The sequence below is a fragment of the Mucilaginibacter ginsenosidivorans genome (assembly GCF_007971025.1).
Classification (GTDB): Bacteria; Bacteroidota; Bacteroidia; order Sphingobacteriales; family Sphingobacteriaceae; genus Mucilaginibacter; species Mucilaginibacter ginsenosidivorans.
In genome coordinates this window covers 1650150-1664696 of the sequence record NZ_CP042436.1, presented here as the reverse complement: position 1 = coordinate 1664696, position 14547 = coordinate 1650150, and the positions used below count along the sequence as shown (strand labels likewise).

The window sequence follows — 14547 nt, the reverse complement described above, 5'->3', positions numbered from 1 at the left end:
CATGAACAACAGCATTTATAGCATCAACAAAGGCATAAACAACAGCATCGAGTTCCGCGGGCTGCGGGCGCAATACATCTGGTATTTCGCCGGGCTCGTGCTCGCCCTGATGATCCTTTTCGCCACCCTGTACATCGCCGGCGCCGGCGCCCTCGTCTGCCTCTCCACCTGCGGCAGCACCGCCGCGTTCGGCACTGTCAAAATATTCGCCCTGAGCAAACGCTACGGCGAGCACGGGCTGATGAAGGCCATCGCCCGCAAGCGCGTGCCCCGCGTGCTCAAATCCTACGGGCGCCGCTATTTCCAGCAATTAACCATTAATATCAGCCGCCATGAAAAATAAACCGGAACCCGTCATCTTAGATATCCACGGCACCGCTTTCGAACTTGACCTCGAAAAGCAGGCCCTGCTGCGCGCCGATGACCGCGACACCGAGATCTCCTTCATCAAGCAGATGACCGACCACGGCGACCGCTATACCTTCTTCTATGATACCGTCGCCCGCTGCGCCATTGACGAACCCTATGAGGAAAGCCGCGTCAGGCTCGTGGAGATCCCGCCGCTGCACGTCCTCGACCCGGACGGCATGGCGGCCAGGTACGGCAAAAGCCCGGAAGAACTCCAGGGTAAAACTGACTTCGAGATCATCTGCGATCCCGATACCCTGAAACAGCGCCGGGAAGGCATCCTGCCGCAGATCGACCTGGCGGGGGAAGCGTTCATCGTTGACCTGCAGCTGCACGAACTGCGCAACGCTAAATTTTTCTTTCCGGTCATCAGCCTCAAAAGCTTCGAACTTACGAATGACGGCTGGCATTACGAGGCTTTTTATGAACCACTGATGAAGCAGGTGGTTACGATCGACCCGGGCATCCTGGAGTTCCCCGAAGGCATCATCAAAATCAAAATACCGAACGAGCTCGGCCTCGACCCGGTTGCCACCGCCAAAGCCTACGGCTTGGACGAACGCAACCTGCTGCGGCGTTACCCAATATCAAAAGACCTTAAGGCGGAGATCATCCCGCTCAGCGAAACCGAGATACCCCGCCTCATCCGGCAAAATAAGGACAAGCTGCGCCGGGAACACGAACAAATCATGCAAAGGGCCAAGCCGCGGCGGCGGCCGCGATTCTAAACCGGGTGCCGGAGGCAAGAGGACAAAGCAACAACCCAAACGCCTGTTCTTTTTTCGCTCGCCGCCCCTCAATTTGAAAAAGCCGCGCAGAATAACAAAATGAAAGTGATACGTGAAATGGAAAAACAACTAAAAGACATACTGCCCCTGCTGGGCATCGAGCAGGGTTGCCTGCTCTCCAAACAGGGCGAGGTCACGCTGGCCTTCCGCCTGCAGCTCCCGGAGATCTTTACCCGCTCGGATGAAGAACACGAAGACCTGCACCAGGCCTGGATCAGGGCCATCCGGGTTCTGCCCAAACACAGCGTCCTACACAAGCAGGACTGGTTCCTCCAACGGAAAACCGACGGTGCTTCACTGGCCGGCAAGGGTTTCCTGAACGAAGCCGCCAGGCGACATTTTGCCGGGCGCAGCTACCTCGACCATGACTGTCTGCTGTACCTTACCCGCGTGCCCGAAGCCCGCAAGCCTTCTACCTCGCTGTTTTCCAACCTGCTGCGCCCGACGCTCGTCCCGCGGGATCTGCTGGACGCCGCCGCCATTTCCAAATTCACCGAAACCTGCACCCAGTTCTGCCGCCTGCTGGAGGACACCAGGCTGATCAGGGTCACGCGGCTTGGCGCGCAGGAACTGCAAAGCCAGCTCAAGCGCACCGGCCTCATCGAACGCTATTGTTTTTTAACCGAGCGCGAAGACCAGGCCGTTTACCGCGACATCAGCTTCGGCGAACACCTCGCCATCGGGGAAAAGCAGCTGGCTATATATACCCTCGGCGATACCGAACAGCTGCCCGCCCACTGCGGGGCGCGCCTGACCTATGAGCCTTTTTCGACCGACCAGACCCGCTTCCCGGTCAGCTTCGCCGCCCGCCTCGGCCTGCTGCTGCCGGTCAGCCATCTCTATAACCAGTACGTTTTTATAGACGACCCGCAAGAGACGCTCAAAAAACTGGAAAAGAAACGCCTGCGTCTGCAAAGCCTCTCCGCCTATTCGCGGGAGAACGCCATCGCGCTGGAAGCGACCAATGCTTTCCTCAACGAGGCCATCGTGCAGCAGCGCCTGCCCGTTCGGGCGCATGCCAATGTAATGATCTGGGACGACGATGCTGCGGCGCTCCATGAAAAAGGCAACCTCGTCGTTTCGGCGATTGCCGCCCTGGACGCCTCGGCCAAACCCGAGACCGACGGCGTGCCGCAGATCTGGTGGGCGGGCATTCCCGGCAATGCCGCCGCCTTCCCGGTTAACGATACCTATGCTACCTTCGTCGAGCAAGCGGCATGCTTCTTTAACCAGGAGAGCAATTACAGCAGCGCGCCGCCAACCAGCGGTATCCGCTTCTGTGACCGGCTCAACGGCCGCCCGGTCTTTGCTGATCTCTACGATGCGCCGCGTGCGCACGGCCTGACCTCCAACATGGGTACCCTGGTCTGCGGCACCTCAGGCAGCGGCAAGTCCATGACGGTCAACCACCTGCTGCATTCATTGTATGAACAAGGCGCGCACTGCGTGACCGTTGATATCGGCGGCAGCTACCAGAGTCAGTGCGAATTGCTGAAAGGCTATTATTTCACCTACGAGGAAAGCAACCCGATCCGCTTTAACCCTTTTTACCTCCCGCGCGGCGAAACGCTCGATACCGAGAAAAAGGAAAGCCTGAAAGCCTTGCTGGTCTCCCTGTGGAAAGCCGAGAACGAAACTTTTAACCGCGCCGAGTATGTCGCGCTTTCCAACGCGCTGCAGGGCTATTACGGGTTTATCTCCGGCGACCGCAGTATTTTCCCCTGCTTCGATACCTTTTACGAGTACCTGGAAACGCAGTATGTCGCTGTGCTGAAAAACCAGCGCGTCAAAGACTCCGCCTTTGACATGGATAACTTCCTGTACGTGCTGCGGCCGTATTACAAGGGCGGGGAGTTTGATTACCTCCTCAACGCGCGGGAAAACCTCGGACTGCTCAGCCAGCCTTTTATTGTCTTCGAGCTCGACCAGATCAAGGATCACCCCATCCTTTTCCCGGTGGTGACGCTGATCATCATGGAGCTGTTCATTTCCAAGATGCGCAAGCTGGCCGGGCTGCGCAAGGTGCTCACGATTGACGAAGCCTGGAAAGCCGTTGCCAAAAGCGGTATGGCCGAATTCCTGCGCTATGCCTTCAAGACCATTCGCAAGTTCAACGGCATCCCTATCGTCATTACCCAGGAACTTGACGACCTGATCTCCTCTCCGGTGATCAAGGACGCTATCATCAACAATGCCGATATCAAAATCCTGATGGATATGCGCAAGTTCCAGGGCAAGTTCGACAAGCTGCAGGACGCGCTGGGATTGTCCGACAAGGGCAAGACCATCCTGCTCTCGGTCAGCAAGGACGACCGGGAGATCTTTGTCGATATCGGCGGGCAGGACATGAAAGTCTACCGCAACCAGCTTTGCCCGGAGGAATACTACGCCTATACCACCGAAGGCCGCGAACGTGTGAAAGTGCGCGAATACGCTGCCCGCGAACGCAGCATGGAGGCCGGTATCGCCGCGCTGGTCCGCGAATATCAAGCAAAAACCAAAAACAAACAGCTATGAAAAAGCAAAATCACATGAGCCGCGTGATCGCGGCCTTGAAAGTGCTGCTGACCTTTGGTGCGCAGCACGCCGCCAGCCTGGAAGCCAGTAAAAAACCGTACACCCGCAGCTGGCTGGACCAGCCCTCGGGCGACCGTTGCTCGGTGAAGCTCGCGATCCATCCCATGGGGCACCTTTTCGAAGTGATCCTGACCTATTTCGTCAATGACCAGTACAAAGTCACCGAAAAATGGCCGGCGACCTACGGCTGGCATTCGAACGGCCACCTGATAGCGATCGGCCGCACGGCCCACATCATTTTCGACCCGGCGCGCAAGCTGGTATTGGTAGAGAACATCCCCGGCAATGGGCCGGTCACCATCGACATCTATCACGAAGCTTAAAGAGACCGCCATGAAAAGAAACATTGTCTTAACACTGCTTTTTTGTTGTCTGGCCTTTGCCCAGCGCGCTTCAGCGCAGGTACCCGTCGTTAGCCTGGTCACCGGCATCATCAAAAAGGTGATTATCGCCATTGACCTGAAGGTGCAGCAATTGCAGAACCAGTTGATTGCCCTTCAGAGCGGCGAGCAGCAGTTGGAAAATAACCTGCACCTCAATAGCCTCAATGACATTTCGGGGTGGCTGAACAAGGAAAAAGACCTGTACGCGGACTATTACCAGGAGCTCGCAACCGTGCGGAAGACCATCGCCGATTATGATGCGGTGAAACGGGTGATCAGCAGCCAAAAGCAACTGGTCTGGGAATATCAGCGCGCGAATGCGCTATTCCACAGCGATGCTCATTTCTCGCCTTCGGAGCTGAGCTATATGGGCAACATCTTTAACGGCATCCTGACCGAAAGCCTGCGCGACGTGGAAACGGTCACCACGGCCATCACCGACTTTGGCACACAGATGGACGACGCCGAACGCTGGCAGCGAATCGACCATGCGGCTAAAGCGATGCAGACCAATCTCGACCACCTCCGGCAGTTCAACCGGCAGAATGTGCAGCTCAGCTTCTCGCGTTCCCGCGATGAAGCCGACCGCAGGAGCGTACGCCGGCTTTACGGTATCAATTAACCCTTAAAATCAATACTATGAAACGTAAACGATTGACCTTTTTATTTTTCTCCTTCACCGGGTACTCCTTCCGCGTGCCGCGTCACCGGCGCATCCGCCGGACGGCCATCTGGCTGCTGGCGATCTTCCTGCCGGGCGTACGCACGGCCGAGGCGCAGTTCGCCGGCGGCTTTTTCAACCAGCAAAGCACCAAGGAAAAGCTGATGGCCGAACAGATACTCGGCCTCGACACTTACCTCGGCGAGATCAAGACCGGTTATCAAATCACCGAAAGCGGCCTCCATGCTGCCCAGGATCTCAAGGGCGGCACCTTCAGCCTGCATACAGCATATTTTAACTCGTTGCAGCAGGTCAGCCCGGCGGTGCAGCGGAACCCGAAAGGCAAGGCGATTGCAGAACTGTACCGGCAGCTCTGCAGCCAGTTCAGTGCCGAACTCAGCTGGCAGCAGCAGAAAAAACAACTGAGCCAGCCGGAAATGCAATACCTGCAAAAAATAAGCGCCAACGTGCAAAAAATGGCAGGCGAGGATTTGTCGGCGACCGCCGACGTACTGACGCCGGGCAAACTTCAGCTAACGGATCAGCAGCGGCTGGACCGCCTGGATAAACTCTACGCATCGATGAAAGATAAAGCGGCTTTCACCGCTTCGTTTACCGTCAAATGCCGGCAGCTTGCCTTAGCCCGACAGCGCGCCGCCGCCGACCGCACCCAGCTCAAACAATTGTATGGCATTCAATAAACATTCTATGAAAAAACGGATCAAAACCCTCCTGCTCACGGCTATAATCGCCTTCGGGGCCGCTGACCACTGCCGCGCGCAATCCGTGGCCGACTGCATCCGGCAGCTGGCGCTGGATTATCAGAAGCTCGCCAGCCTGAAAAGCATCCTCGGCCAGATGTACACTGGTTACGATATCCTCAGCAAGGGCTACCGGGCTGTAAAGGATGTTTCCCAAGGCAATTTTTCGCTGCACGAGGCTTTCCTCAACGGCCTGTTCATCGTCAACCCCACGGTACGCAAATACCCGCGGGTGGAAGACATCATCAATGACCAAGCCATGCTCGTCAGCGAATACAAAACGACCTGGTCGGCCTACCAGTCCAGCGGCAAATTCAGCCCGGATGAGCTGAGCTATATGATCGGGGTTTATAATAACCTTGTCGACGCCACTTTCAAAAACCTGAATGACCTGGCCATGGTGCTGGGCGACGGGCAATTGCGCATGAGCGATGCCGAGCGGCTCGGTGTGATCGACCGTATTTATCTGGACAGCAAAAACGAGCTCAGTTACCTGCGCAAATTCAATGACCAGGCCGGGCGGACGCTGGCGCAGCGCAAACAGGCGCAGGCGGACAAGCAAATTATCAACAGCCTTTACGGCTTAAATCCATAGTCCCATGAAAAGAAAGATCGCATTCACTCTTTTGCTGGCTGGCGGCTTGTTCCTGTTGCCTTCCTTCGCCCGCGCCGACGGTATCGCGGACGACCTGCGCGGGCTGCAGGGCGTATTGTCCGAACTTTACGACCAGATGATGCCGCTGTGCTCGGGTATGATCGGCGTTTCCCGCGCCATTGCCGGTTTCGCCGCATTGTGGTATATCGGCGCGCGCATCTGGAAACATATCGCCGCCGCCGAGCCGGTGGATGTCTACCCGCTGCTCCGGCCCTTCGCCCTGGGCATCTGCATCGCTGCTTTCCCGGCCGTGCTGTCTTTGATGAACGGCGTGCTGCAACCCGTTGTGACTGCGACCCAAGGCATGGTGCAGAACAACTATGCCGCCATCGCCTATTTGACACAACAGCCTGATGAAAATAACGAAATTCCGGCCGGCCAGCAAAATGCCGATCCGGACAAATGGTACCAATACAGCCACCCGGACGGGACGACGGCTGATAACGGCTCGTCCAATCCCATCGCGGACGCCTTTTCCGGCTGGAGCCTGAAGAACATGGTACGCAAGTGGATCGCGGAGCTGCTCAATATCCTGTTCCAGGCGGCCGCGCTTTGCCTGGATACCATCCGCACCTTCAAGCTGATTGTGCTGGCGATCCTGGGACCGCTTTGCTTCGGACTAAGCGTCTTTGACGGTTTTCATCACACCCTCAAGCAGTGGGTCGCCCGCTATGTCAATGTGTTCATGTGGCTGCCCATCGCCAATATCTTCGGGGCGATCATCGCTAAGATACAAGTCAATATGATCACGCTGGCCAACAGCGGGCAGCTGGGCGGCAATTCCTTTGGCAATACAAGCACCGCCTACCTGATCTTCCTGCTGATCGGCATCCTCGGTTATTTTACGGTACCGAGCATCGCCAATTATATCATGAATGTCGGCGGTCATGCACTGTTTAACAAGACCTCGGCACTGGCCTCGATGGCGGTCTCTTATGTCAGCGGCACCATGCTGCAAAACGTGTTCGGCGGCAGCACGCGGAACCAGCCGCAAACCAATCATTACAAAAACAAGCCATCGGGCAATACCTACAACACCGAAAAGCTGCAGGGCAGCCCCGGCAAAAAATCTTAACCATGTTCAAGAAACTCAAAAATCTCGAAACGGCCTTTCAGCATGTGCGCGGCTTTACCATCGCGGTAGTGACGTGCTCTTGCCTGCTGGTGGGTTTTTCCATCTGGGAATGCCGCAGCCTCGTGGCTACGATCCAAAACCGGGTGTATATCCTGTTCAACGGGAAGGTGCTGGAAGCCTTTGCCGCCGACCGGCACGATAATGTCGCCGTGGAGGCCCGCGACCATGTGAAGACCTTCCACGAGCTGTTCTTTACGCTCTCACCGGACGACAAGGCGAACCAGGCCAGCATCGGCAAGGCGCTTTACCTCGCGGACGAATCGGCCAAGCGCGTATATGATAACCTGTCGGAAAGCGGCTACTATGCCAATATCATTTCCGGCAACATCAGCCAGGAACTGACCGTCGACAGTGTGCATGTCGACCTGAGCAGCTATCCCTATGCTTTTCGCTGCTATGCTAAACAACGCATTATCCGCACGACCAGCATTGTCACGCGCAGCCTGATCACAACCGGCGAATTGCGCAATGTCAGCCGGAGCGACAATAACCCGCACGGCTTCCTGATCCAGCGCTGGACGACCATAGAGAACAAAGACCTGCAAATCATTAACCGCTAAATAGTCAATATCATGGAAACAATAACCCTTCAACAACTGCGCAGGCGTAAGTTCCTGCTGGTGGCGCCCTTGGTCGTGCTGCCTTTTCTGACCTTATTGTTCTGGACGCTCGGGGGCGGAAAAACTTCAGCGGATGCCCAACCCGCAGCCCAGGCCGGCTTCAACGTCCACCTGCCTGATGCCAAGCTCAAAAAGAACGGCGATCGCAGTAAACTGAGCTACTACGACCGCGCCGCCGCCGATTCTGAAAAGTACCGCCAGGCGGCGCAAACCGACCCCTATGCGCGCAACCGGACGGATAGCTCCGGGCGCTCACCGGTTGCCGGGGAATTGGCTTTTTCCCCACATCCTTCCGGCACGCTGAATTTGGCGGACGGCCCCGGGAGCGATAACCCGGCCGCAACGACCGCGCAGATTAATAAGAAGCTGACGCAGCTGCAGGCGCTGGTCAATAAGGCGGCTACCGTTACCGCGGCCGGCAAGCCCCAGCCTCCTACGCAAGCAGCCAGGGCACCTGTCGTTGCGGCCGCCGAAGACCCGGAACTGAAACAAATGAACGGCCTGCTGGAAAAAATACTAGATATCCAGCACCCGGAGCGCCTCGACGAAAAGCTTGCAGCTGATGTTACCCCACTCAAAGGTGCTTTTCAGGCGATCCCTGCGGTGGTCGACGGCACGCAGAAACTCGTGCAAGGCAGGGTCGTGCGGATCAAGCTGCTCGATTCGGTGCGGCTGAACGGCCAGCTTTTTCCCAAAGGGACGCTCGTCTATGGCAGCGGCGACCTGTATAACCAGCGGGTGAAAATCAATATCAGGCTGATCCGCCTGGGCCTGCAGATCATCCCGGTCGACCTGTCGGTCTATGACCGGACGGACGGGCTGGAGGGGATCAGTGTGCCGGAGGTTGTAACCGGCGACGCTATGAAAGACGGCGCGGTCAACGACGTGCAGAACATGCACGTGATGAGCTTTGACCCGTCCATGACGGCGCAATTGACCGCGGCCGGCATCAATACGGCAAAGGGGCTTTTCGCGAAAAAGATCAAGCGCGTCAAGGGCAAGATCAAAAACGGGCACCAGCTTTTGCTGCGGGATAATGCCACGCTGAAGGGCCGGACAGAAAAATCAAACATTCACTAAAAAACAAAACATATGAATCAATCAAGTTATGAGTACAACAAGACGACTTTGCAGAACCTGGGGTTCGGCACGGATATCGCGGAACAATTGCAAACCAAAATGGACCAGAACCTGGCTGAATTTACGCTAAACCATGTGCGCAAGTTCGGCAAGGACGAGGTGCACTCCTTACTCCATTTTTCAAAAGGCGATGACACGGACAAAGATATGACCTTCTTCAACCGTTTCGATGCGACGCTAAAGCAGCAAGGCAAGGAAGATCTGACGCAAAGCTTCTTTGTAGGGAAGAAATACAATTACACGCTGCAGGAGCGCTATAACATGATGGACGGCCGCATGGTGTACCGCGAGCAGCCGGTCATGGCGCAGTCCGATTCCGGCACCGGCAAAAAGATGGTGCCGACAGGCGAAACGTACTGGGCATGGCGGGGACTGGACTTCAAGAGTGCGGACCCGTACGGTAATTTCCTACCCAAAGTGGTTCGCTGGAACGATCACGCGAAAGAGTTGGACAAATACCCGATCCTGGGCATCGAAGAGAACTACATGAAACAACGGTTGGTCGCGCAGTTACAGAAAGGCAACCGGCCTGAAGTCACGCTGCAGAAGGATGGGCAGGAAGTCAAAGCGACGATGACGCTGAACGCCCCGATGCTTCGGCTCGACTTCCATGATGAGAACGGGCAAAAACTGGATGTCAAAAAGGTGTTCAGGCAATCGTTGCAGCAAGGCCAGCAAAACAACAAGACGCCGCAGGAAGTGCAGCGCGCGGCTATAGCGAAGGCGGCTGCGGAAAAGGAGCAAAACCAGGGTCAGCAACAGGGGCACCCCGGCCGAACGGAGCAGACCAATTCCCAGCAATTGATGCAGCGCGAAAGTGCTGAGCAAAAAGCGGCAACGGAACGAAGGCAGGAACAAGGTCCGCGCCGCAAGCATGGCGTGCATGTGTAATTGATGGATTCGGGCAGGGCGTTATCGGTTTTTTTCCATGCGATCCGGAGGGATCCCCGCATCGGGCTGAACCATATCGGCCTGTTCGCCATTTTGGCCGCCCATTGGCAAGACCTGGGCTGCCCGGAATTCATCCATGCATTTGCGCATGAGCTGATGCCATTGGCTAAAGTTTCCAGTACGACCTACCACCGATGTATCCGCGATCTGCATGATTTCGGGTACATCGTTTATGAACCTACCTACAAGCGCAACGAGCGCAGTCGGATCAGTTTGATTTTATAAGTGAACGAAATGAGCGTAGAATTAATCACGAAGGATGACTTGCAGCATTTTAGATTGGTACTTTTAAATGATATCAAGGAATTGCTGGCCGCTAAGACGGAACCCAGCAAAGAATGGTTAAAGGGAACAGAGGTCCGGAAGCTGCTAAAAGTTTCGCACGGTACCTTGCAAAATCTGCGCACCTCAGGACGGCTGTATTATTCGAAAATCGGCGGCACTTATTATTACCGGTATAAAGAGATTATGAAAATGCTGGAAAGTGGGGTGGAGGCCTACCGCTAGTATGGCCGCTGCTGCAAGGCATTTGTCCCGCTTATTCACCCGTTTCAACTCGGATGACCGTATCACGGCCTGGCACCAGAGTTTATATATGGCCTTATTTTATCTATGGCTATCGAACGGCACGCAAAATCCCCTACAGGTTTCGCGAAAGATGTTGATGGACTTGTCGCGCATCCAAAGCATCGTTACCTACCATAAATGTATCCGGGAGCTGAGGGACTATGGCTATATTAAATATACCCCATCGTATCATCCCACGCTTGGCAGCCAGGTTGATCTTTTGCTGGTCAGGTAATGACTTACCGTTTTGTTTTTTCCCCTCACCGGGTTCGAAATTTCCCTTTTATTTTTGGCATAAAAAGCTTAATTTTGATAGGTAAAAGAAATGCAGTTCTTTGGTAAAAAAGATGTTTTTTGCAACGAAGATTAAGGCATAATTTTGAAAAATATTGGCAACTGCTTGATACTGAAAAAAGTAGTTAAAAATCGGGTAAGCGTCACTCGTGTAGTACGAATTTTTAAGACCGCGTAAGTAATTGATTTACAGATTGGTTTTAGAAAGGTTCGAGTCCCGTCCATTCCGCTAAAAAGGAAAAAGCCTTACTGAAAAGTAGGGCTTTTTTGCGTTTAGAGCCATTTCAGGCCGTTTTCTGCAAAAAAGCATATCAAATTCAATCAAGTTTTCCCGATCAAAAAGGGTACCATTTCGGGTACCGTTGCCATTTGCGAAATTAGGCACCCTCGAAGGGGTTTAATCTTCTATTTATCAATGATTTGCGGAAGGAATGAGGTTTAATCATTCATATTAAAAATTTGATTATGAAAATCAATGAAAGGGTATCCTTATTGGTCATGTTAGAGAAATCTAAAGTGACGGCAGACGGCAAAGCGCCGGTCTTCATCAGGCTGACTATTGACGGCAAACGCGGCGAACTGTCATTAGGTCAAAAAGTCCATTTAAAGAACTGGGATCAGCAAAAGGGCTATGTGCGGGGAGCGTCGACAGAAGCACGGCTGACCAACAACACGATTGACGTAGCCGTATTAAAAATCAAGAAGTTGTACGAACACCTTTGCCGGAATGAGGAGTATGTTTCTGCTGAAATGGTGAAGAGCGCCTACCAGGGCAAACAGGAAAAAGAGAAGACGTTAATGGAGGTCATCGACTTTGTGATCGACCGGGTGAGGCAACGGGTAGCCGCCAACAAACGAGCTCCTGCAACATTGACCAAATGGAATACGGCCAAAGACAAGGTGATTAGTTTTCTGCAGGCTGAATACAACGCCAATGATATTTCGTTGCGTAAAGTCAAGATGTCCTTCGCAGAAGATTTCGTGGACTACCTGATGCTTAAAGAAGGTATCGGAAATAATACTTCGATGTGCTATTTGAAAAAGGTGAGGTCGATTTTAAGATCAGCTGTAGAAAGGGAGTGGCTGGATAAAAATGTCCTGAACAATTACCAATGTTCCTATATCGAACCGGAAAAGGACGTGCTCGATGAAAAAGAATTGCAAACCCTATATGAAAAACAAATGCCTGTTGAACGGCTCGACGAGGTGAAAAATGCCTATCTATTTATGTGTTATACCGGCTTCGCCTATAAAGATGCCAGCAAGCTAACCCCGGATCATATCGTTCGATTTTTTGACGGTGAAGAATGGCTCGTTAAGAATAGGGAAAAGATCAAAAAGACTATTTGCAAGGAAAGTGTACCACTACTTCCGATAGCAAAAGAGATTATCGAAAAGTACAAGAATCATTCGTATTGCAAAGAAAAAAACTTGTTGCTGCCTATCAGCAGCAATCAAAAGTACAATGCTTATTTAAAGGAGGTTGCCGATATCTGTGGTATCAAAAAGCATCTGACCACGCACACAGCCAGGCACACTTTTGCCACGACAGTGACGCTGGCTAACGGGGTGCCCATTGAAACCGTGAGCGCGATGCTCGGCCATAAGTCGATTAAAACAACCCAGATCTATGCGAAAATCGTAGCCAAAAAGATTGGGGAAGATATGAGTGAGCTAAAGACAAAGCTGGCCATGAAACAACCTGCTTTACTTCATAACGAATAGTAAGAATCTGGAGGTCTCTAATTGTGACTTCCAATTAGATAAACCTTTTTATCAGATAAGAAAATGACAAAAGATCAATTGCTACCGGATGAGATCATCGCCAACAAAATCTATTATATCCGGGGCCAAAAGGTAATGCTGGACAGAGATCTGGCAGAATTATACGGCGTAGAGACCAAACGTTTGAAGGAACAAGTTAAAAGAAATGCCAACCGGTTCCCCGAGCGTTTTATGTTTGAATTAACGAAAGATGAAAATGATGCTTTAAGGTCGCATTTTGCGACCTTAAAGCAGGGGGAACACTCTAAATATTTGCCATTCGTTTTTACAGAACACGGTATCCTCATGTTGGCTAATGTTCTGAAAAGTGAAACTGCCGTTGAAGTCAGTATAAGAATCATCGACATTTTTGTGAAGTTAAGAGAAACCTTTGCCGACCAAACTGAAATATGGCTGCAAATTGAGCGCTTGAAAGGCAAGCTGGATAACCAGGACAAAAATATGGAAATCGTCTTTCGGTATCTTGATGAATTATCAGAACGTATTCAAAAACCGCCAGAGGTTGTTCCCCGAAAAAGAATAGGCTATAAGTCAGATGATTTATAACAACTGATTTTGAGGTCACAATCTGTGACCTCAAAATTGTCCAAAGTGTCAAAATGGCTCCATGAAACAAAGCGAGAATATTAAGCACGGAGGACTTCTATATAAGTCAATTATTTTGAGTCTATAATTTTCTGTTTTCCTTTTCCCAGATTTCCTGCGCAATCTTTAAAATATCTTCTTCCAATGAAAACCCCTTAAGCTTGCCGCTTAAAAATCCTAATTTATATTCTATTCCCGGCGACATTAAACGCCAATTGGTTATAAACAAGGCAGTTTCGATTGTCTTTTTTAATTGTTTAACACTTTTAGCTTCTTCGCGGTCTGTCGGGTCTTGCGCAGAAAATTCTACCGTCAGATAACGACTGCGTTTTGGCTTGTCAAACTGAACTTTGATGAATCCGGCTTTCCCGATCTCGTCGGTAAGTGTTGTCTCCAGTTGGGCGATGTTTAGCTGCTGCACTTTACCATAGCCATATTTTGTTTTATTCTCCTGTTGCCCGAATATTTCCGACAGGTCAGCCAGCGCTTTTACATCTTCATAAAAATTCCGCCGGCCTTTGAAGTCTGTGCAGTATTTTTTTCGTTCATCTTCATTGATGGGTGATGGGAGTTTCGGCGAAATGTCAAACTCCATGATCTCGACGTTTTTGCAGGTTTTACAGGTTTCGGTAATTGCAAGTCTGTTTTTGGTCTTCTTTTTCTTTGTAAGAAGCTTACCCCCGCAGTGTTGACAATGATGGTCGGGCAGCCGATATTCCCTGCCGCTGGCAAATAGGGCTTTTTTGGGTACGTGGCCATTGACACAGGAAAAAATAAAGATGGGATCATCATCTTTATTTAGAAAATCATGCATTTCAAATTTCATTGGTACGCCACAGGTATCGCATCGTACATTTGTGGGAACGGGATGTAACCGGATCAGCCGGTCTTTTTTTTCGTCCGAATGCATTCGCTCTTGTATGGAGCTTTCCTTATTTCGGGATAACGCCACGCCTGTGTCCAGGTAGCGTATCCTGTAACCTATGTATTCGGTATCGCTTCCGGGGCCAAGCGGTGCATCCGGGTCAATATGAAACCTTTTTCCCGTCTCGATCATTAATTTTTCTATCGCTTTAAGTTCCTCAATAGTCATACGATCATATTCGTCGATATAATATTGGTCGGGTTTGCGATACTGCTCCATAGTGCTACTTTTTTGCTTGGGTAAAGTTACGTATTAGGCTTTCAGCAGTGGTCTAAATGAGCGCCTCGTTTTAACGCAGTTGGAAGAATAGCC

The 14547-nt window shown here is 52.1% G+C and carries 17 protein-coding genes; 16 read left to right on the top strand and 1 reads right to left on the bottom strand.

Features of this window, described 5'->3' with window-relative positions:
* The first annotated feature begins 1 nt into the window (after nucleotide 1).
* The 16 genes from FRZ54_RS07695 to FRZ54_RS07620 all read left to right on the top strand — a co-directional run bounded on the left by FRZ54_RS07695 (nucleotide 2) and on the right by FRZ54_RS07620 (nucleotide 13271).
* Nucleotides 2–343 carry a DUF4133 domain-containing protein gene (locus FRZ54_RS07695; RefSeq protein ID WP_147031050.1) on the top strand — a complete coding sequence of 114 codons (342 nt, stop codon included), beginning with the start codon at nucleotides 2–4 and terminating at the stop codon, nucleotides 341–343.
* Nucleotides 333–1136 carry a PAS domain-containing protein gene (locus FRZ54_RS07690; RefSeq protein WP_147031049.1) on the top strand — a complete coding sequence of 268 codons (804 nt, stop codon included), beginning with the start codon at nucleotides 333–335 and terminating at the stop codon, nucleotides 1134–1136. Before FRZ54_RS07695 ends, FRZ54_RS07690 begins: the two co-directional genes overlap by 11 nt.
* A gap of 99 nt (nucleotides 1137–1235) precedes the next feature.
* The gene (locus tag FRZ54_RS07685) at nucleotides 1236–3713 is read left to right on the top strand and encodes a TraG family conjugative transposon ATPase (RefSeq protein WP_228462652.1); all 2478 of its coding nucleotides are present in this window, start codon (nucleotides 1236–1238) and stop codon (nucleotides 3711–3713) included.
* Nucleotides 3710–4096 carry a hypothetical protein gene (locus FRZ54_RS07680; RefSeq protein WP_147031048.1) on the top strand — a complete coding sequence of 129 codons (387 nt, stop codon included), beginning with the start codon at nucleotides 3710–3712 and terminating at the stop codon, nucleotides 4094–4096. Before FRZ54_RS07685 ends, FRZ54_RS07680 begins: the two co-directional genes overlap by 4 nt.
* Nucleotides 4097–4106: 10 nt before the next feature.
* Nucleotides 4107–4778 (top strand): conjugal transfer protein TraI, encoded by a 672-nt coding sequence (locus FRZ54_RS07675; protein ID WP_147031047.1) that lies wholly within the window; start codon nucleotides 4107–4109, stop codon nucleotides 4776–4778.
* 17 nt (nucleotides 4779–4795) lie between these two features.
* Nucleotides 4796–5518, top strand: coding sequence for a hypothetical protein (locus FRZ54_RS07670; protein WP_147031046.1), 723 nt, complete (start codon nucleotides 4796–4798; stop codon nucleotides 5516–5518).
* Nucleotides 5505–6173 carry a TerB family tellurite resistance protein gene (locus tag FRZ54_RS07665; protein WP_228462651.1) on the top strand — a complete coding sequence of 223 codons (669 nt, stop codon included), beginning with the start codon at nucleotides 5505–5507 and terminating at the stop codon, nucleotides 6171–6173. The genes FRZ54_RS07670 and FRZ54_RS07665 overlap by 14 nt, the downstream gene beginning before the upstream one ends.
* Before the next feature lie 4 nt (nucleotides 6174–6177).
* A complete protein-coding gene (traJ, locus tag FRZ54_RS07660; RefSeq protein WP_147031045.1) occupies nucleotides 6178–7308 on the top strand; it encodes a conjugative transposon protein TraJ in 1131 nt (376 codons plus the stop codon).
* Between the two features lie 2 nt (nucleotides 7309–7310).
* Nucleotides 7311–7928, top strand: a complete 618-nt coding sequence (gene traK, locus FRZ54_RS07655) for a conjugative transposon protein TraK (RefSeq protein ID WP_147031044.1) — start codon at nucleotides 7311–7313, stop codon at nucleotides 7926–7928.
* 12 nt (nucleotides 7929–7940) lie between these two features.
* Nucleotides 7941–9068: a conjugative transposon protein TraM gene (traM, locus tag FRZ54_RS07650; protein ID WP_147031043.1), complete on the top strand. Its 1128-nt coding sequence runs from the start codon at nucleotides 7941–7943 to the stop codon at nucleotides 9066–9068.
* Nucleotides 9069–9080: 12 nt separating this feature from the next.
* The gene (locus tag FRZ54_RS07645; RefSeq protein WP_147031042.1) at nucleotides 9081–10019 is read left to right on the top strand and encodes a hypothetical protein; all 939 of its coding nucleotides are present in this window, start codon (nucleotides 9081–9083) and stop codon (nucleotides 10017–10019) included.
* A gap of 3 nt (nucleotides 10020–10022) precedes the next feature.
* The gene (locus FRZ54_RS07640) at nucleotides 10023–10304 is read left to right on the top strand and encodes a hypothetical protein (RefSeq protein WP_147031041.1); all 282 of its coding nucleotides are present in this window, start codon (nucleotides 10023–10025) and stop codon (nucleotides 10302–10304) included.
* 9 nt (nucleotides 10305–10313) lie between these two features.
* Entirely contained in the window at nucleotides 10314–10586 is a 273-nt protein-coding gene (locus FRZ54_RS07635) for a helix-turn-helix domain-containing protein (protein ID WP_147031040.1), read from the top strand.
* 1 nt (nucleotide 10587) lies between these two features.
* A complete protein-coding gene (locus FRZ54_RS07630) occupies nucleotides 10588–10881 on the top strand; it encodes a hypothetical protein (protein ID WP_147031039.1) in 294 nt (97 codons plus the stop codon).
* A 524-nt stretch (nucleotides 10882–11405) separates the two neighbouring features.
* Complete coding sequence (locus tag FRZ54_RS07625; RefSeq protein WP_147031038.1) at nucleotides 11406–12665, top strand: site-specific integrase; 1260 nt, start codon at nucleotides 11406–11408, stop codon at nucleotides 12663–12665.
* A gap of 63 nt (nucleotides 12666–12728) precedes the next feature.
* Nucleotides 12729–13271, top strand: coding sequence for an ORF6N domain-containing protein (locus tag FRZ54_RS07620; protein WP_147031037.1), 543 nt, complete (start codon nucleotides 12729–12731; stop codon nucleotides 13269–13271).
* A gap of 121 nt (nucleotides 13272–13392) precedes the next feature.
* On the opposite strand, the gene FRZ54_RS07615 is transcribed toward FRZ54_RS07620, so the two are convergent.
* Entirely contained in the window at nucleotides 13393–14454 is a 1062-nt protein-coding gene (locus FRZ54_RS07615; RefSeq protein WP_147031036.1) for a hypothetical protein, read from the bottom strand.
* Nucleotides 14455–14547: the final 93 nt, after the last annotated feature.